Genomic DNA, 17,931 nt, shown 5'->3' with positions numbered 1-17,931 from the left:
CGGCCGGCTGCCGATACAGCAAGGGCCGGCATGCAGCCGGCCCTTCCCTCTTCCCTGGCCTGCCGCTCAGCCGCGGCCGTACTTGTCTTCGAAACGGACGATATCGTCTTCACCCAGGTAGGCGCCGGACTGCACCTCGATGATCTCGAGGGGCAGCTTGCCCGGGTTGGCCAGACGATGCACATGCCCCAACGGGATGTAGGTGGACTCGTTCTCGCCAAGCAGGAAGACCTTGTCGCCGTTGGTGACTTCGGCGGTGCCCTTCACGACGATCCAGTGCTCCGCCCGGTGGTGGTGCATCTGCAGGCTTAGCCGCGCGCCGGGATTGACGACGATGCGCTTGACCTGGAAGCGCGGACCGGCGTCGATGGAGTCGTACCAGCCCCAAGGGCGATGGATCTTGCGGTGGGCCGAAGCCTGGCTGCGCTGGCCCGCCTTGAGAGTGGCGACGATCTGCTTGACGTGCTGGGTCTTGTCCTTGCGTGCAACCAGCACCGCATCGGGCGTTTCGACAACGACGGTGTCATCCAGGCCGACGCAGGCGACCATGCGGTCCTGGGCGTACACCAGCGTGTTGCGGCTGTCCTCGAACAGCACATCGCCACGGGCCACGTTGCCGGCTTCGTCCTTGTCGGCGATCTGCCACAGGGCATCCCAGGCGCCGACATCCGACCAGCCGGAAGACATGGGCACGACGCTACCGGAAACACCGAGATCGGCAGCCCCGACCAGCTTTTCCATGACGGCATAGTCGATGGAGTCGGACGGGCAGGCCTTGAAGGCCTCCTTGCCGACCCGCACGAAATCAGCGTCGCGGGAGCCCGTATTCCAGGCTTCAACGCAGGCGGCGTACATTGCGGGCTGCAGTTGCGCAATGGCCTTCAGCCAGACACGGGCCCGGACCATGAACAGGCCGCTGTTCCACAGGTATTCGCCGCTGTCCAGGTAGCGCTGGGCGGTGGCTGCGTCGGGTTTCTCGACGAAGGCGGCAATGGCCTTGCTGCCGTCCGCACGGTCGGCGCCGAAACGGATGTAGCCATAGCCGGTTTCGGCTCGGTCGGGAACGATACCGAAGGTCACGATCGAGCCGTCCAGGGCAGCCGGGATACCTGTATCAATCGCTGCCTGGAAACCATCGAGGTCACGGATCACGTGGTCGGCCGGCATCACCAGCAGCACCGGATCGGCCTCTTGCACCGCCAGGGCAGCCAGCGTGAGGGCCGGCGCGGTATTGCGCCCGAAGGGCTCGAGGACGATGTTGCCGCTGCTCTTACCACTGGAGCGCAACTGCTCTGCAGTCACGAAGCGGTATTCCTCGTTGCACACCACCACCGGCTCGGCGGCCACCGCCAGGCGCCCACGGAAACCGTTCAGCCGCCCGGCCGTGGCCTGCAGCATGGTTTCGTTGCCGACCAGCGCCAGCAGCTGCTTGGGGTATTGCTCGCGGGACAGGGGCCACAGGCGGGTGCCGGAGCCCCCAGAGAGGATGACGGGTTGAAGTTCCATGGCTCGATAAGGACTTTCACAAAATTGAAGCGCTGCACAATGCCATACGTTTTAACACAAAGTTGCCAACAAAACTTCTCCGTCATTCAGCATTCACATATCCGGCATGTCCTCCGCCATGCCGGCAAGCCAGCCGCCGACCACCTTCTCAACATCCTCGACGCCGCTCTTTTTGAGGCTGGAGAAGAGTTGCACCGTCACGTGCTCACCCAGTGGTGCGAGTTCCTTGCGGACCGCGGCGAGGGTGGCGGCGGCTTCGCTGCGGGTGAGCTTGTCGCTCTTGGTCAGCAGCACGTGGATCGGCCGCCCGCTCGGCGCAAACCAGCCGATCATCGTGCGGTCGAGTTCCTTGAGGGGGTGGCGGGAGTCCATGATCAGGACCAGACCGACCAGATTGGGGCGGCGGGTCAGGTAATCCTCGAGCAGATGCTGCCACTGGCGGCGTACGGCTTCGGGCACTTCGGCATAGCCATAGCCGGGAAGGTCCACCAGCACGGCGCCGTTCTGCAAACGGAAGAAGTTGATCAGCTGGGTGCGCCCCGGCGTCTTGGACACGAAAGCCAGCCGGGTATGGTTGGCGAGGGTATTGATGGCGCTCGATTTACCGGCATTGGAACGCCCGGCAAAGGCGATTTCAGGACCACGAGGCGCCGGCAGGCCGCTGGCCTTGGCAATGGAAATTTCGAACTGGGCGTTACGGAAGAGAGGCATGGGGAATGGCGTGGAGCTTGCGCGCTAGAGCTTTATTGCATCGCGCAAATGACTGGAATTGCTATAGAATAGCAGGTTTGAGACTTCCACATTCTTGGCTTCCGAGGACATCATGATCAAGCGTTCCCTGCTGCTTTCGTTGCTTCTGGCCGCCGGTGCAGTTCAGGCTGAAGAGAAGGCTTCCGCCCAACCCGATCTGGCCAAGGCCAAGCAGACTGCAGAAACGGTCTGCGTTGCGTGCCACGGCGCAGACGGCAACAGCCAGATCCCGACCAACCCGAAGCTCGCGGGCCAGCATCAGGAATACCTCGCCAAGCAGCTGCGGAACTTCAAGAGCCAGGACGGCAAGCCCGCCGAGCGCGCCAACCCGGTGATGGGTGGCATGGCCGCTCCGCTGTCCGACGACGACATCAAGGGTCTGGCCGCCTACTTCGCCGGCCAGCAGCTCAAGCCCGAAGCCGCCAAGAGCAAGGCCACCATCGAACTCGGCCAGAAGCTGTGGCGTGCCGGTGACCTGAAGCGCGGCATCCCCGCCTGTGCCGCCTGTCACGGCCCCGCTGGCGCAGGTCTGCCCGCCCAGTTCCCGCGCCTGTCGGGCCAGTTCGCCGACTACACCGAAGCTCAGCTGAGGGCCTTCCGTGCCGGCGAGCGTGCCAACGATCCGAACAAGATGATGCGCACCATCGCCCTCAAGATGACCGACCCGGAAATCAAGGCCGTCGCCGACTTCGCTGCCGGCTTGCGCTGAGTCAAGGCGCCTTTTCGCGCTGTCCGACTATAAAGAAAGGGGTGGTCTCGGCCACCCCTTTTTCCATTTCCGCCCCCGCTTATCTCGACGCCATTCATGCGACAGCGCAGCACTTCCCGCGCCTTCTACGAGCTGATCAGCTCGATGCGCTTTGCGATCAGCCTGCTGACCATCCTCGGGATCGCCTCCATCATCGGGACGGTGCTCAAGCAGAACGAGCCCTACAACAATTACCTCAACCAGTTCGGCCCCTACTGGTTTCCGTTCTTCGAGGAGCTGGGCCTCTACGCGGTCTATAACTCGGCCTGGTTCCTGCTCATCCTGGCCTTCCTGGTGCTCTCCACCACGGCCTGCATCGTGCGCCAGACGCAGCCGATGCTGAAGGACATGCGCAGCTTCCGCGAACATGCGAAGGAAGCCTCGCTGGCCGCCTTCCAGCACCACGAGCGGCTGCACACCGCCCTCCCCACCGACAACGCGGCCCAGAAGATTCAGGCTTATCTGGCCGCCAACGGCTTTCAGAGCCGGACCGGCGCCCGCGAGGACGGCGTGCTGCTGGCCGCCAAGCAGGGCAGCTGGACACGCGTCGGCTACTTCCTGGCCCACTCCGCCATCGTGCTGATCTGCATCGGCGGCCTGCTCGACGGTAACCTGCCCCTCAAGATGCAGATGGCTCTCGGCGGCAAAACGACCACCTCGGGCAACCAGCTGATCTCCGACATCAAGCCGGAGAGCCGCCTGGGGCTGGACAACTGGAGCTTCCGCGGCAACGTCTTCATCCCGGAAGGCAAGAGTTCCAACGTGGCGATCCTCAACGTGAAGGACGGCATCCTGCTGCAGGACCTGCCCTTCACGGTGTCCCTGCGCAAGTTCCACCTGGAACACTACTCGACCGGGATGCCGAAGCGCTTCGCCAGCGACATCCTGATCACCGACAAGGCCAGCGGCAAGTCCGTCGAGAAGACCATCGAGGTGAACAAGCCCTTCGAGTTCGACGGCATCATGATGTACCAGGCCAGCTTCGAGGACGGCGGCTCGCGCCTGCACCTGCTCGGCCACGACCTGCGCAGCGGCGGCAAGGCGCCCTTCCAGACCGACGCCACCGTCGGCGAGGCCATCAAACTGAAACAGGACGGCCTGGACTACACGCTGGAGCTGGGCAGCTTCCGCCCCTTCAACATCGAGAACATGGCCAACGAGGAGACGGCGGCGGAGAGCAGCAAGATGGCCACGCTCGAGAAGCACCTCGGCAGCGGCGCCCGTTCCGTGTCGAAGAAGGACCTGCGCAACGTCGGCCCGAGCTTCGAATACAAGCTGCGCGACTCCGCCGGCCAGGCCCGGGAATACCAGAACTACATGCTGCCGATCGAGCAGGACGGCGCCTGGTACATGCTGGCCGGCATGCGCGACACGCCGGCAGCACCGTTCCGCTTCATGCGCATCCCGATGGACCAGGACGGCAAGCCGGACAGCTGGTTCACGATCCGCGGCATGCTGCTCGACAAGAGCCGCCACGCCGAGATTGCCAACCGCTTCGTCACCACCGCGCTGGGCCCGGACGCCGGCGAGACGGTGCGCGGGCGCCTGCGCGAAACCACCCGGAAGACGCTGGAGCTGTTTGCGCTCGGCGGTTTCGAAAGCCTCGGCAAGTTCATCGAGAGCACCGTGCCTGCCGCGGAGCGCGACAAGGCCGCCGACGTGTTCGTGAAGATTCTCGAAGGCTCGACCTGGGAAGCCTGGAAACTGGCCCGCAGCGCTGCCGGCCAGCCTCCGCTGGAGCTGGACCAGAAACTCGGCCGCCTGCTGCGCGACTCCCTGAACGCCACCAGCGACAGCCTGCATTACGGTGCGCCGGTGTATTTCCAGCTCGCCAGCTTCGAGGAAGTACGCGCCACGGTGCTGCAGGTGACCCGCTCGCCGGGCAAACCGGTGGTGTATTTCGGCTCCCTGCTGCTGGTGCTGGGTGTCTTCGCGATGCTCTACATCCGCGAACGCCGGCTCTTTGTTTTGATCAAACACAACGGCGACGCACTGGTGGCCCTCAGCGCCAATCGCAAGTCGATGGACGTGGAAGAAGCCTTCCAGCGCCACCGCAAGGCCATCGCGGCCCTGCTCGCCCCCACCACCGCGCCGCCCGCCCAATCCTGATCCGAGGTCATACCCATGGACATCGCCCACTCCGGAACCCCGTCGTCCCCCCTGCGCCGCGTCGGCCTTGGCGACGGCCTGTTCGCACTGGCCCTGGTCTGCGCAGCCGGCTTCGCCCTGAGCCAGTACGGCCGCTTCATGGACATCTACGACAAGGCGATCCTCGCCGCCGTCGTCCCATCCCTGGCCGCCATCGGCTGGGCCTGGAAGCCCTTCCGGGGTTTCCTCGTCGCCGCCGCGGCGCTGGCCCTGCTGAGCATCACCCTGTACGGCGGTGATCTGGCCCGCGCCGAACAGGCCTTCTTCCTCAAGTACCTGATCTCCAGCCAGACGGCGATCATGTGGATGAGCGCGCTGTTCTTCATTGCCACCGGCGCCTACTGGATCGGGCTCATCGCCCGTTCCGACTTTGCCGAGAAGACCGGCTCCGCGCTGACCTGGAGCGCCGTGACGATGGGCACTACCGGCCTGCTGGTGCGCTGGTATGAGAGCTACCTGATCGGCACCGACGTGGGCCACATCCCCATCAGCAATCTGTACGAAGTCTTCGTGCTGTTCTCGCTGATCACCGGCCTGCTCTACCTGTACTACGAAGGCCACTACGCAACGCGCCGGATGGGTGCCTTCGTGCTGCTGGTGATCTCGGCGGCGGTGGCTTTCCTGCTGTGGTACACCTTCTCCCGTGAGGCCCAGGAGATCCAGCCGCTGATCCCGGCGCTGCAGAGCTACTGGATGAAGGTGCACGTGCCGGCCAACTTCATCGGCTACGGCGCCTTCGCGCTGGCGGCTATGATCGGCGTGGCCGACCTGCTGGTGCGCAAGGGCATCCTGGCCAGCCGCCTGCCGCCCGCAGAGGTGCTCGACGACGTGATGTACAAGGCGATCGCTATCGGCTTCGCGTTCTTCACCATCGCCACCATCCTCGGCGCCCTGTGGGCCGCCGAAGCCTGGGGCACCTACTGGCAGTGGGACCCGAAGGAGACCTGGGCCTTCATTGTGTGGCTGAACTACGCAGCCTGGCTGCACATCCGCCTGACCAAGGGCCTGCGCGGCCCGATGCTGGCCTGGTGGGCTGTGATCGGCCTGGTGGTGACGGCCTTCGCCTTCGTCGGCGTCAATATGTTCCTGTCAGGCCTGCATTCGTACGGCTCGCTGTGATCCCTGTCTAGGCCCCGTTCCGACGGGGCCGGCCGCCTTCCAGCCGGGCAATCTCTCCGGCACTGAAGCCCGCCTTTCGGCGGGCTTCAACGTTTAGAGGCTTGGGTGGCCATGGGGCGTCGAATTCGGTCATCAGGGCGAGATAGGTCGCTTCCGGCTCCAGCCCCCGTTCCGCGCAGAAACGGCGGAACCAGCGATCGCCCAGCGCTACATGGCCGATCTCGTCGCGCAGGATGATGTCAAGCACCGCGATCGTCGCGTCGTCGCCGATCTTTTTCAGCTTGGCAACGATCGGCGGCGTGGCGTCCAGCCCCCGCGCTTCGAGCACCCGCGGCACCAGGGCCATGCGCGTCAGCGGATCGTCGGCAGTCTTGACGGCCATGTCCCATAGACCACGATGGGCGGGAAAGTCACCGTAGGTAAAGCCCACAGTAGCAAGCCGCTCCGTCACAAGGCCAAAATGGTAGGCCTCCTCCTCCGCCACCTTCAGCCATCCGGCATAGAAATCCGCCGGCAAGCCCCGAAAACGATAGACACAGTCCAGCGCCAGATTGATGGCGTTGAATTCGATATGGGCAATCGCATGCAACAGTGCCGCCAGCCCCTCGACGGATGAGGGTTTACGGCTCGGCACGGAGGTATGGGTAATCAGTTCGGGCCGATCCGGCCGACCGGCATCGATCACCGGTAGCGCAGGGCAGTCACCTTCATCGGCAGGGAGCGGCAGCACGTCCTGCTCCCAGTCCCGGCATAGTTGTGTCACCAGTCTGGATTTTTCGGCAGGATCGGAACACATCAGGGCCTCATAAGCCCGGACATAGATATTTTCTGGGGTTTCCGGCATAGCCCGATGGTACACCACCAAAAAACGAAAGGCCGCCTACATGGACGGCCTTCCGCGGGCGCGATGACGCGCCTCTTTCTCCCCCCTCAATCACGCAGTCTTGCGAGCAGCCTCCCGGCGAGAGCTGGCCGCCGGCTTGGCAACCTGTACGGCAAGCGCCACATCCTTGATCTGCTCACCAATCTTGCCGAAGTTCTCGAAGGCCGCCATCTGGGCCTCGAAACCACCACGCAGGACATCAAACCATGCATCGAAACCGGTCGGCGCACCTTCCGCCAGACGGTCGATGTTGTGCCGGACCTGACCAGAGGCCGTCGCGGCGGTATTCCGGAAAGCCTCGGCGAAAAGCTGACCAGCCTCGAGCAGCACTTCGTACTGCTGACGGGCCGTTTCGGAGGAACGCTGCAGCTGCGGCTGGAAGAAACGGGCCTGCCAGTCGGCCAGGCCGGCCACGTCACGAACCTCAAGGAAGCCTGCTGAACCAGCCAAGGCGTCGCGGGCAAACTCAAGGTTACTTTCCAATTGCAGACGAAGGAGTTTCTCGGCTTGGTCCGCCAGCCCTTGGGCCAGTTCGATGAACTTGTCGAGCTCGGCGCCCTGCAACGGCGCGAAACGTGCAATGCTGACCACGGTCATTCAAATCTCCTGTCAATTTGACTGCTTTCCATGGGTGTCTCCCCCATCCTTCTAGATTCCGTCCCGGACGGCACGCAGTCATTTGCCGACGCTGCACATCAAGTTGCAGCAAAGAAGTTGAGCGGAGTATGTCATCGTCGGCCAAAGCCATGAAGACGGCATTTTCCCCGCGTCAATACAGGGAAAACCCTGATCACATTGAAACTCAGTCCGTGTAATAGCGGGCTTCGATCACCAGCCTGACCAATTCGGCCAGGGATTCGACCTGCAGCTTTTCCATGACCCTCGCCCGATGCTGTTCGACGGTCTTGATGCTGATGCCCAGATCCTCGGCGATCTGCTTGTTGAGGCGTCCCGCCACCATCCCGTCCATGACGTCCCGCTCGCGGGTCGTCAGGCCGTCCAGACGCACCTGGACCGCATTCCACCGGGCGCCCTCCCGCCGACGCTGGGTAGCCACCTGCACCGCTTCATTGACGCGGTCGAGCAATACCTGCTCATTAAAGGGCTTCTGCAGGAAATCAAAGGCGCCCGCACGCATGACCCGCGCCACCATCGGCACGTCACCATAGGCAGACACAAAAATGATCGGCACGCGCTGACCAACTCGCCCGAGGCGGTCCTGCAAGCCTACACCGCTCAAACCCGGCATACGCACGTCGAGCACCAGACAATGAGCACGCTCCAGTGCCTCGTCGTCATCCAGGAACTCCATCGCGCCCGCGTAGCAGCGCACCGGAAAACCGAGGGTTTCGACCAGCAAACCGATCGACAGACGCACAGCATCGTCGTCATCGACCACACAGACAAGTGGCCTGTTCATATTCTTCTCCCGGTCGGCAGTGACTACTTGTTATCGTTGTCCCAACAGGGTAGCACCCTCATCTTTCCACGTACGCCCCCTACTCGGCGGGCGGCGGCAGGGACAGGCAGAACGTGGTGCCCAGCCGCGTACTTCTTTCGACCCACATGCGACCGCCATGGTTCTCGATGATGGTGCGGCAAATGGCCAGACCAAGCCCCACCCCGTCGGGCTTGGTGGTGACGAAGGGGGCGAAAGGATCCTCGCGTACAGTCTCGGCCAGACCGCCACCACTGTCGCTGACGACCACTTCCACCATCCCGTCGGCGCCCTCGCGAGTCTCAATGCGCAGCAGCCGCTCACCCTCGACCTCACTCATCGCATCGATGGCGTTCTTGGCCAGGTTGCTGAGCACCTGCTCCAGTTGCACCTGATCCCCCTGTACCCACAGGGGCGGCTCGGCCAGCGCCAGTTGCCACTGCACCGCATGGGCACGCGCCTCGAATTCCATGAAACGGACGATGTCGGTCACGACGCCATTGATGGCAATCGGCGCCGTCAGCAGCCCATCCCTACGGACGAAACCGCGTACGCGATGTACGATCTCCCCCGCCCGCAGCGCCTGCTCGGCAATCAGCTGCAGCGGCCCACGGATGCACTCCCCCACGGCCCCCAGTTCGTCCAGGCGGCGCAGTGCCACGGCGCTGAAATTGCGCAGGGCGGTGAGGGGCTGATTGAGCTCATGGGCCAGCGCCGAGGCCATTTCACCCACATGGATCAGACGGGCGGCCCGGGCCAGCTCCTGCTGCTGGCGCATCTCCCGCTCGGCGCTGAGGTAATGGTCATGCACGTCGCGAACGGTGCCGATCATGCGCAAGGGCTTGCCGTTGCGATCCCGTTCCATGATCTTGCCGCGCAGGGCAACCCAGCGATATGCCCCCTCCTCTGTGCGCAGCCGGAACTCGGCCTCGGTGATCGGCCTCACCCCCGCCAGGTGCGCAGAGAAAGCAGCCACAGTCGTACGCACGTCGTCCGGATGCAAACGGGATGGCCAGATATCGTTGCCGCGCAGCGGCCGGTCCGCCGGCAAGCCGATGATTGCCCGGAAGGTCTGGCTGACGTTGATCTCGCCGCTTTCCAGCGTCCAGTCCCACAAGGCGTCGCCGTGCCCCTCTAAAGCGAACTGCCACAGCCGCTCGGAAGCCTGCAGCGCATCCGACAGGCTGCGCGCTTCATGGATATCCTGGTAAACGCCGATCATGCGGCCGGGCCGCCCCAACTCATCACGGGCGACCACCCGTGCTCGGGATGCCATCCAGCGATAGTCGCCATTCTTGCAGCATAGCCGGAACTCGGCGACGAAATCGGATGACTCGCCGGACAGGCAGGCGGAAAGCTTGCGCTGGGCTTCCTCCCGGTCGTCCGGATGCAGCAAGGCTCCCCACTTGAGGCTGGCCGTTTCCTCCGGCGCATACCCCAGTATTTCGCTCCACAGCGGGCTCCGGTACATCTGTCCGCTGTGGAGATCCCAGTCCCAAACGCCCTCGCCAGCCACCTCAAGGGCCAGACGCCAGCGTTCCTCATCCTCGCTCAGGTTCGCCGAAACGGTGCTCTCTCCGCGTTCGCGTTCCACCTGCAGCCCCCTGCCGGCATCACACCCCCGACGGGGCGCCCTCAGTCCGAATAAAGACGGGCGGATGCAGGAATGCAAGCCCGGCAGGCCCCGCCAGCCCAGCATCGACATCTTCCCGGGCGAATGCATTCGCCCCTGCCAGCTGCGTCACCTTCAGCGCAGGCCACCGCCGGGCATCAGCCCCTTCATCGCACGCATCATCTTCTGCATGCCGCCCTTGGAGAACTGCTTCATCATCTTCTGGGTCTGTTCGAACTGGCTCAGGAGGCGATTCACCTCCTGCACCGTGACGCCAGCACCGGCTGCGATGCGGCGCTTGCGCGAGGCCTTGAGGAGTTCCGGCTTGGCGCGCTCGATCGGAGTCATCGAGTTGATGATGCCCTCGATGCGCTTGACGGCCTTTTCCTCGACACCGCCCTGCAGCTGGCCAGCCGCCTGGGAGAACTGGGCCGGCAACTTGTCCATCAGGCTCGCCAGACCGCCCATCTTCTTCATCTGGCCGAGCTGCTCCTTGAAGTCGTTGAGGTCGAACCCCTTACCGCTCTTCAGCTTCTGCGCAAAAGCCTTGGCCTTCTCCTCGTCGACGCCACGACGGGCGTCTTCGACCAGGGACAGGATGTCACCCATGCCGAGGATCCGGCTGGCCATCCGCTCCGGATGGAACTCCTCGAGGCCAGCCAGCTTCTCTCCAACGCCGGCAAACTTGAGGGGCTTGCCGGTGACATGGCGTACCGACAACGCCGCACCGCCACGGGCGTCACCATCGAGCTTGGTGAGCACGACGCCGGTCAGCGGCAGCGCGTCGTTGAAGGCGCGGGCGGTATTGACCGCGTCCTGGCCAAGCATCGCATCGACGACGAACAGGGTTTCGATCGGTTTGACCGCAGCATGCAGGGCCTGGATCTCCTCCATCATCGCCTGGTCGATGGCGAGCCGACCGGCAGTATCCACCAGCAGCACATCCATGTAGTGGCGGCGTGCGTAATCCATCGCCGCCAGCGCGATGTCCACCGGCTTCTGGTCCGGCGTGGACGGGAAGAACTCGATCCCGGCCTGCTGGGACACGGTTTCCAGCTGGGCGATGGCCGCCGGACGATAGACGTCGGTGGACACCGCCAGCACCTTCTTCTTCATCCGCTCGGTCAGCATTTTGCCGAGCTTGCCGGTGGTGGTGGTCTTGCCGGCGCCCTGCAGACCGGCCATCAGGATGATCGCCGGCGGCTGGGTAGCCAGGTTGAGTCCGGTATGGGCGCCGCCCATCAGCTCCGTGAGCTCCCGGTGCACCACGCCGACAAGGGCCTGGCCCGGCGTCAGGGAGCTGAGCACTTCGGTGCCGACGGCCTTTTCCTTGACCCGGGCGATGAAGTCCTTGACTACCGGCAGCGCCACGTCGGCTTCGAGCAGCGCCATGCGCACTTCGCGCAACGCGTCCTGGATGTTTTCTTCGGTGAGGCGAGCCTGGCCGCGCAGGGTCTTGACGACTTTGGCCAGTCGCGTTGTGAGGTTATCCAGCATGATGGTTTGGAACCGAGGCCTTGGAGTAAACTTGAACAATGCCCGCGATTCTACTTCATCTGCTCCCCGCCTCCCTGTATGCGCTGCTCGGCCTGCACTTCTGGCATAGCCGTTGGCATGCACCCACCCAGCCGCCACGTCACGGACTGAGCCTGCGGGAGCGGATCGCAATGCTGGTGGCGCTGGCCGCCCACGGCGTCTCCCTGCATGGCGCCTTCTTCTCGCCGGAGGGCCTGCATTTCGGCTTCAGCCTCGCGCTGTCCCTGATGCTGTGGCTCGCCATGCTGTTCTACTGGATCGAAAGCCTCTACGCCCGCCTCGAAGGCCTGCAGACCCTCGGCATGCCGGTTGCTGCGATCTGCGCGGCCTTGCCGGCCATCCTGCCGGCCCCCCATCTGCTGGAGAATACCGGCTCGCCCTTGTTCCGCGCCCACTTCGTAGTGGCCATGCTGGCCTACAGCCTGTTCACACTGGCAGCACTGCACGCCATGCTGATGGCTATCGCCGAACGCCGCCTGCACGGCGCCCGCCTGACCCGCGCCTTCGCATCCCTGCCGCCGCTGCTGACGATGGAAACCCTGCTGTTCCGCCTGATCAGCATCGCCTTCGTGCTGCTGACCCTTACGCTGGGCTCCGGCATCCTGTTCTCCGAAGCCCTGTTCGGCAAGGCCTTCCGCTTCGATCACAAAACCGTCTTCGCGATCATTTCATGGGGAATCTTCGGCAGCCTTCTGGTCGGCCGGCAGGCCTGGGGCTGGCGTGGCAGAAAAGCCCTGCACTGGACACTGGCCGGCTTCGTGGCACTGATGCTGGCCTATGTGGGCAGCCGCTTTGTCGCCGACGTGCTGATCGGCCGGCCGGCTTGACAAGCCCCCACCCGGACTGAATACTCGCCCGAACGTCATTTTTCCCACACCTCGTGGACAGTATCCCCCTTTCCGCTCAGTCCGCCATCCTGGCCACACTGCTGGCCCTGTCCGGCTTCTTCTCGATGGCCGAGACGGCCATGATGGCCGCCAACCGCTACCGCCTGCGCTCGGCAGCCCAGCTTGGTTCCCGTGGGGCACGGCTGGCCCTCGAACTGCTCGACCAGACAGACAAACTGCTCGGCATTATCCTGCTCTTCAACAGCCTGGTTAATGCCGCCGCCGCCACACTGGTCAGCGTCATCACGGTGCAGCTTTTCGGCACAGAAGAGTGGGTGCTGGGCATCAGCACGCTGCTGGTGACCTTCCTGATCCTCGTCTTCTCCGAAATCACCCCCAAGGTCGTTGGCGCCAATCATGCCAACCGCCTGGCCTGCTTCGTCAGCTACCCATTGGCTGCGCTCCTCAAGGGCCTGTACTTCGTCATCTGGTTCATCAACCTGTTCGTAACCGGGCTGCTCAAACTGTTGCGCCTCGACGGCGGTAGCGCCAACGATGTCCACTCCCTGTCCACCGAGGAGTTACGCACCTTGGTGCTGGAGTCCGGTGCCTTCATCCCGCCCAAACACCGCAGCATCCTCCTCAACCTGTTCGAGCTGGAAGACATCACCGTCGAGGACGTGATGACCCCGCGCAACCAGATCGAGGCGGTCAACATCGCCGAACCACTCGACGTCATCCAGCGCCACTTGGCGACCTGCTACCACACCCGCCTGCCCGTGTTCGACGGCGAGATGAATGCCGTCATCGGTGTACTGCACGTGCGCCGCGTGCTGGGACAGACGCTGGACCACACTCTGGAAGTCGCGGACCTCCGCACAATGCTGTCCAAGCCCTACTTCATCCCGGCCAGTACGGCGATCTACTCGCAGCTCCAGTTCTTCCAGGAAAACCGCGAGCGTCTCGGCCTCGTCGTAGACGAATACGGCGAACTGCTGGGCCTCGTGACCCTCGAGGACATCATCGAGGAGCTGATCGGCAAGTTCACCACGACGACCCCGGATGCTGCGGAAAAACTGAGCTGGGGCGCTGACGGCAGCGTGCTGACGGACGGCAGCCAACACCTGCGGGACCTGAACCGCAAACTTGGCCTGTCGCTGCCCCTGGATGGCCCGAAAACCCTCAACGGACTGATCCTCGAATGCCTGCAGGACATTCCTGAATCCGGAGTTTCCGTGAAGATCGCAAACGTTCCGATCGAAGTGGTGCAGGCGGAAGACCGCCGGATCAAGACCGCACGCATCTTTCGCCCCCATAAACGCCAATGACCGCACCGGGCATGCAAGCTTTACAAGCCTTGTCCACAGCGGCATGATCGCCGCACACCTCAAGCGGCTTAACCTTTTCGACGCTTCGGCATGTCTGCTAACCCCCAGGTCGCGCTGAGCGGCCTCGCCCGCGCCCTCATCCAGCATGGTCGCCTGCTCGAAGCAGAAGCGGTCGCCTGTTCCTCCCCATCCGGCAATCCCAATGACTTCATCATCGAGGTCATCCGCCGCGGGCTGATGAGCGCGATGGATATCGCCCGCTTCGCAGCAGAGACCTTCGGTTCGCCGCTCCTGGATCTCTCCGCGTTCGACGAATCCTTCATCGCTGCCGAGGCCATCGACCGCAAGCTGATGAACAAGCATCAGGTGGTCGCCCTTGGGCGGCGCGGCAATCGGCTTGCCCTCGCGCTGTCGGATCCGTCCAACCTGCGCGTTCTCGACGAAATTCGCTTCCAGACCGGATTGGCCGTCGACCCGGTGGTGGTCGAAGCCCCCAAGCTCGTCGCACTGGTGGAAAGGCTGTCGGAATCGGCATCCGACGCCATCAAGGATCTCACCGGCGAAGAGTTCGACATGGACCTCCTCGGCCAGGAGGGCGCTGCCGAAACCCAGCAGCAGCAACCGGACGAAGCGCAATCCGAAGTGGACGACGCCCCGGTCGTACGCTTCATCCAGAAGTTGCTGATCGACGCCATCAACGAAGGTGCGTCGGACATTCACTTCGAACCTTACGAAAAGTACTACCGGATCCGTTTCCGCACCGATGGCATCCTCCGCGAGATCGCCCAGCCACCGCTAGTCCTCAAGGAAAAGATCGCCGCCCGCATCAAGGTCATTTCCCGTCTCGATATTTCGGAAAAACGCGTCCCCCAGGATGGCCGGATGAAGCTCGTGCTGTCCAAGAACAAGTCCATCGACTTCCGGGTTTCCACACTTCCAACGCTGTACGGCGAGAAGATCGTGATGCGGATCCTCGATCCGACCTCCGCGATGCTGGGCATCGAGGCGCTCGGCTACGAACCCGAACAGCGGGAAGCCCTGATGGCGGCGATCGAGCGCCCTTACGGAATGATCCTGGTCACCGGCCCGACCGGCAGCGGCAAGACGGTTTCGCTGTACACCTGCCTGAACATTCTCAACAAACCCGGAGTGAACATCAGCACCGCCGAAGATCCGGCGGAAATCAACCTGCCGGGGGTCAACCAGGTCAACGTCAACGAAAAGGCCGGCCTCACCTTCGCTTCGGCCCTGCGCGCCTTCCTGCGCCAGGATCCGGACGTGATCATGGTGGGCGAAATTCGTGACCTGGAAACTGCCGAGATCTCCGTCAAGGCTGCCCAAACCGGTCACTTGGTGCTGTCCACGCTGCACACCAACGACGCACCATCCACCCTGGAGCGCCTGAAGAACATGGGTGTCGCGCCGTTCAACATCGCCTCGTCGGTGATCATGATCACTGCCCAGCGCCTGGCCCGGCGCTTGTGCAGCTGCAAGCAACCGGTGGACATACCGATCGAGGCGCTCATCTCGGCCGGATTTTCCGAAGCCGATCTGGACGGCAGCTGGCACCCCTACGGCCCCAAGGGCTGTGAGCGTTGCAAGGGCAGCGGCTACAAGGGGCGTCTGGGTATTTACCAGGTGATGCCGATTTCCGAAGAGATCGCACGTATAATCATGACAAACGGCAACTCGATGGATATCGCGGCCCAGGCCCAGATCGAGGGTGTCCGGGATCTGCGTCAATCCGGCCTGCTGAAGGTCAAGCAGGGCGTCACATCCCTGTCCGAAGTTCTTGCCAGCACGAACGAGTGACCGCCTAGCGGAAAGTACCGATGGCCACGACAACGACCAAGAAACCCACCCCCCGAGGCGCAGCCCGCGAGCACCTTTTCATCTGGGAAGGCAAGGACAAGAACGGCAAGATCATCCGTGGCGAGATGCGTGCAGCTACGGAAACGGTGGTCCAGACAATCCTGCGCCGCCAGGGCATACTGGCCCACAAAGTCCGCAAGCAGTCCTTTGCCCGCGGCCGCAAGATCACCGACAAGGACATCGCGCTATTCACCCGCCAGTTGTCCACGATGATGCGTTCGGGTGTGCCGCTGCTCCAGTCCTTCGATATTGCCATCAAAGGCTGCGGCAACCCCTCTCTGAGCCGCCTGCTCAACGACGTGCGCGCCAACGTGGAAACCGGCAGCAACCTGTCCCAGGCCTTCCGGCGCCACCCCGAGCATTTCGACGCACTGTTCTGCAACCTCGTGGAAGCCGGCGAACAGGCCGGTATCCTGGATTCCCTGCTGGATCGCCTGGCGACCTACAAGGAAAAGATTCTTGCGATCAAGAGCAAGATCAAGTCTGCGATGTTCTACCCGATTGCCGTGGTGGTGGTCGCCACCCTGGTCGTCGCTGTGATGATGTTGTTCGTGGTCCCCGAGTTCAAGAAGGTGTTCGCCAGCTTTGGTGCTGATCTTCCAGCCCCCACCATGTTGGTCATCGCGATTTCCGACTTCTTCGTCCAATACTGGTATATCGGTTTCACACTGATTGCCGGAACGATCGCGGGCATTGCTTACACCTATAAGCGCTCGGTGCCAATGCAGGTTGCAGTGGACAAGGCCATGCTGCAGATCCCGGTGATCGGTGACGTTGTCCGCAAGGCCACCATTGCCCGCTGGACGCGGACACTGTCCACCATGTTCGCCGCTGGTGTACCCCTCGTCGAAGCCCTTGACTCGGTTGGCGGCGCCTCCGGCAACGTGGTCTACAAGAATGCGACCAAGCAGATCCAATCCGAGGTCAGTACCGGTACCAGCCTGACCGTCGCCATGCAGAACTCCCTCGTCTTTCCGACCATGGTGGTGCAGATGGTGTCCATCGGTGAAGAATCCGGCCAGCTCGACTCCATGCTCAGCAAGGTGGCGGACTTCTTCGAGCGGGAAGTGGACGATGCAGTTGCAGGCCTCAGTCAGCTGCTGGAACCCCTGATCATGGTTTTCCTCGGGGTGGTGATCGGCGGCCTCGTTGTGGCCATGTATCTCCCCATCTTCAAGCTCGGCGCCGTCGTCGGCTGAGCCGGTAACTTCTCGCAACATGGATATCCTGCAGGACAAGCTCATCTTCACTGCGCTGTGCGCGCTGCTCGGCCTTTTCGTCGGCAGTTTTCTCAATGTGGTCATCCACCGCCTGCCCCTGATGATGGAGCGGGAATGGCAGGCCGAAGCCGCCGCGCTGCGCGGGGAAGAGCCCGATGCCCCCCAGCCGCGCTTCAACTTGGCGACACCACGCTCGCGCTGCCCCCACTGCGGCCACCTGATTGGGGCACTCGAAAATATCCCGGTCGTCAGCTACTTGCTGCTGCGCGGTCGCTGTCGTCATTGCGACGGCCCGATCAGCGTCCGCTACCCGCTCATCGAAGTGTTGTGCGCAACCCTGTCAGGCCTCACCGCATACCACTTCGGGTTCGGCGTGGCGGGCTGGGGGGCACTGGTCTTCGTGTGGGCCCTGATCGCCCTGTGCTTCATCGACCTCGACACCCAGTTGCTGCCCGACAGCATCACGCTGCCGCTGTTGTGGCTGGGCCTGCTGCTGAACCTTTCTGGCACCTACACGGATGTTTCCAGCGCGGTGGTCGGTGCCTCCGCCGGCTATCTCACGCTGTGGTCGGTGTACTGGCTATTCAAGCTTGCCACTGGCAAGGAAGGCATGGGCTACGGCGATTTCAAGCTGCTGGCGGCGCTCGGCGCCTGGATGGGCTGGCAGATCCTGCCGCTGACAATCCTGCTGTCGTCGCTGGTAGGCGCCATCGTCGGCGTGGCGCTGATCGTCCTGCGCCGCCACGGCCGGGAAATCCCGATTCCTTTCGGCCCCTATCTGGCAGCCGCCGGACTGCTGGCCCTGTACTGGGGACACCCGCTGACCCAGGCCTATCTGGACATGCTCTAGCCTCGGAACCTTGAAACCGGCTCCGCAGCCCCCATGTGATGGACTGCGGGTCTGTTTCGCCCGATGTTGCGATGCGCTAAACTTCGCCCCATTG

Annotated in this window: 15 protein-coding genes; 8 read left to right on the top strand and 7 right to left on the bottom strand. The window is 63.3% G+C overall.

What is annotated here, in order from left to right:
• Positions 1-66: 66 nt before the first annotated feature.
• Both AC1PQG_RS04955 and yihA read right to left on the bottom strand, forming a co-directional pair.
• Positions 67-1,506, bottom strand: a complete 1,440-nt coding sequence (locus tag AC1PQG_RS04955; RefSeq protein WP_481121534.1) for a mannose-1-phosphate guanylyltransferase/mannose-6-phosphate isomerase — start codon at positions 1,504-1,506, stop codon at positions 67-69.
• Between the two features lie 93 nt (positions 1,507-1,599).
• Positions 1,600-2,217, bottom strand: coding sequence for a ribosome biogenesis GTP-binding protein YihA/YsxC (gene yihA / locus AC1PQG_RS04950; RefSeq protein ID WP_481121533.1), 618 nt, complete (start codon positions 2,215-2,217; stop codon positions 1,600-1,602).
• A gap of 112 nt (positions 2,218-2,329) precedes the next feature.
• Here yihA and AC1PQG_RS04945 point away from each other — a divergent pair, with 112 nt between their 5' ends.
• The 3 genes from AC1PQG_RS04945 to ccsB all read left to right on the top strand — a co-directional run bounded on the left by AC1PQG_RS04945 (position 2,330) and on the right by ccsB (position 6,271).
• Entirely contained in the window at positions 2,330-2,965 is a 636-nt protein-coding gene (locus AC1PQG_RS04945; protein ID WP_481121532.1) for a c-type cytochrome, read from the top strand.
• A 96-nt stretch (positions 2,966-3,061) separates the two neighbouring features.
• The gene (locus AC1PQG_RS04940; RefSeq protein ID WP_481121531.1) at positions 3,062-5,113 is read left to right on the top strand and encodes a cytochrome c biogenesis protein ResB; all 2,052 of its coding nucleotides are present in this window, start codon (positions 3,062-3,064) and stop codon (positions 5,111-5,113) included.
• 15 nt (positions 5,114-5,128) lie between these two features.
• Complete coding sequence (gene ccsB / locus AC1PQG_RS04935; protein WP_481121530.1) at positions 5,129-6,271, top strand: c-type cytochrome biogenesis protein CcsB; 1,143 nt, start codon at positions 5,129-5,131, stop codon at positions 6,269-6,271.
• A 7-nt stretch (positions 6,272-6,278) separates the two neighbouring features.
• Here ccsB and AC1PQG_RS04930 read toward each other — a convergent pair whose 3' ends face one another.
• The 5 genes from AC1PQG_RS04930 to ffh all read right to left on the bottom strand — a co-directional run bounded on the left by AC1PQG_RS04930 (position 6,279) and on the right by ffh (position 11,701).
• A complete protein-coding gene (locus AC1PQG_RS04930; protein ID WP_481121529.1) occupies positions 6,279-7,115 on the bottom strand; it encodes a ferritin-like domain-containing protein in 837 nt (278 codons plus the stop codon).
• Between the two features lie 90 nt (positions 7,116-7,205).
• Entirely contained in the window at positions 7,206-7,751 is a 546-nt protein-coding gene (locus tag AC1PQG_RS04925; protein ID WP_481121528.1) for a phasin family protein, read from the bottom strand.
• Between the two features lie 205 nt (positions 7,752-7,956).
• Entirely contained in the window at positions 7,957-8,574 is a 618-nt protein-coding gene (locus tag AC1PQG_RS04920; protein WP_481121527.1) for a response regulator transcription factor, read from the bottom strand.
• A 79-nt stretch (positions 8,575-8,653) separates the two neighbouring features.
• Positions 8,654-10,186 carry a PAS domain-containing sensor histidine kinase gene (locus AC1PQG_RS04915; protein ID WP_481121526.1) on the bottom strand — a complete coding sequence of 511 codons (1,533 nt, stop codon included), beginning with the start codon at positions 10,184-10,186 and terminating at the stop codon, positions 8,654-8,656.
• A gap of 153 nt (positions 10,187-10,339) precedes the next feature.
• On the bottom strand, positions 10,340-11,701 hold the full coding sequence (gene ffh / locus AC1PQG_RS04910; protein WP_481121525.1) for a signal recognition particle protein: 1,362 nt from the start codon (positions 11,699-11,701) through the stop codon (positions 10,340-10,342).
• Positions 11,702-11,739: 38 nt separating this feature from the next.
• On the opposite strand from ffh, the gene AC1PQG_RS04905 reads away from it, so the two are divergent.
• From AC1PQG_RS04905 to AC1PQG_RS04885, 5 genes are all read left to right on the top strand, one after another.
• Positions 11,740-12,567: a cytochrome C assembly family protein gene (locus AC1PQG_RS04905; protein WP_481121524.1), complete on the top strand. Its 828-nt coding sequence runs from the start codon at positions 11,740-11,742 to the stop codon at positions 12,565-12,567.
• Between the two features lie 53 nt (positions 12,568-12,620).
• Complete coding sequence (locus AC1PQG_RS04900; RefSeq protein ID WP_481121523.1) at positions 12,621-13,895, top strand: HlyC/CorC family transporter; 1,275 nt, start codon at positions 12,621-12,623, stop codon at positions 13,893-13,895.
• A 90-nt stretch (positions 13,896-13,985) separates the two neighbouring features.
• Complete coding sequence (pilB, locus tag AC1PQG_RS04895; protein ID WP_481121522.1) at positions 13,986-15,707, top strand: type IV-A pilus assembly ATPase PilB; 1,722 nt, start codon at positions 13,986-13,988, stop codon at positions 15,705-15,707.
• Positions 15,708-15,727: 20 nt separating this feature from the next.
• The gene (locus tag AC1PQG_RS04890; protein ID WP_481121521.1) at positions 15,728-16,966 is read left to right on the top strand and encodes a type II secretion system F family protein; all 1,239 of its coding nucleotides are present in this window, start codon (positions 15,728-15,730) and stop codon (positions 16,964-16,966) included.
• 19 nt (positions 16,967-16,985) lie between these two features.
• A complete protein-coding gene (locus AC1PQG_RS04885) occupies positions 16,986-17,837 on the top strand; it encodes a prepilin peptidase (protein WP_481121520.1) in 852 nt (283 codons plus the stop codon).
• The last annotated feature ends 94 nt before the right edge of the window (positions 17,838-17,931 follow it).

Source organism: Zoogloea sp. GDB6 (genome assembly GCF_056724105.1).
Note: the sequence above shows the minus strand (reverse complement) of the source record. Positions and strands in the feature narration are given on the sequence as shown.

What these genes read in the sequence shown, in the direction of transcription:
- AC1PQG_RS04955 (WP_481121534.1), bottom strand. Translation starts at nt 1,506, where the DNA reads ATGGAACTTCAACCCGTCATCCTCTCTGGGGGCTCCGGCACCCGCCTG.
- yihA (WP_481121533.1), bottom strand. Translation starts at nt 2,217, where the DNA reads ATGCCTCTCTTCCGTAACGCCCAGTTCGAAATTTCCATTGCCAAGGCC.
- AC1PQG_RS04945 (WP_481121532.1), top strand. Translation starts at nt 2,330, where the DNA reads ATGATCAAGCGTTCCCTGCTGCTTTCGTTGCTTCTGGCCGCCGGTGCA.
- AC1PQG_RS04940 (WP_481121531.1), top strand. Translation starts at nt 3,062, where the DNA reads ATGCGACAGCGCAGCACTTCCCGCGCCTTCTACGAGCTGATCAGCTCG.
- ccsB (WP_481121530.1), top strand. Translation starts at nt 5,129, where the DNA reads ATGGACATCGCCCACTCCGGAACCCCGTCGTCCCCCCTGCGCCGCGTC.
- AC1PQG_RS04930 (WP_481121529.1), bottom strand. Translation starts at nt 7,115, where the DNA reads ATGCCGGAAACCCCAGAAAATATCTATGTCCGGGCTTATGAGGCCCTG.
- AC1PQG_RS04925 (WP_481121528.1), bottom strand. Translation starts at nt 7,751, where the DNA reads ATGACCGTGGTCAGCATTGCACGTTTCGCGCCGTTGCAGGGCGCCGAG.
- AC1PQG_RS04920 (WP_481121527.1), bottom strand. Translation starts at nt 8,574, where the DNA reads ATGAACAGGCCACTTGTCTGTGTGGTCGATGACGACGATGCTGTGCGT.
- ffh (WP_481121525.1), bottom strand. Translation starts at nt 11,701, where the DNA reads ATGCTGGATAACCTCACAACGCGACTGGCCAAAGTCGTCAAGACCCTG.
- AC1PQG_RS04905 (WP_481121524.1), top strand. Translation starts at nt 11,740, where the DNA reads ATGCCCGCGATTCTACTTCATCTGCTCCCCGCCTCCCTGTATGCGCTG.
- pilB (WP_481121522.1), top strand. Translation starts at nt 13,986, where the DNA reads ATGTCTGCTAACCCCCAGGTCGCGCTGAGCGGCCTCGCCCGCGCCCTC.
- AC1PQG_RS04890 (WP_481121521.1), top strand. Translation starts at nt 15,728, where the DNA reads ATGGCCACGACAACGACCAAGAAACCCACCCCCCGAGGCGCAGCCCGC.
- AC1PQG_RS04885 (WP_481121520.1), top strand. Translation starts at nt 16,986, where the DNA reads ATGGATATCCTGCAGGACAAGCTCATCTTCACTGCGCTGTGCGCGCTG.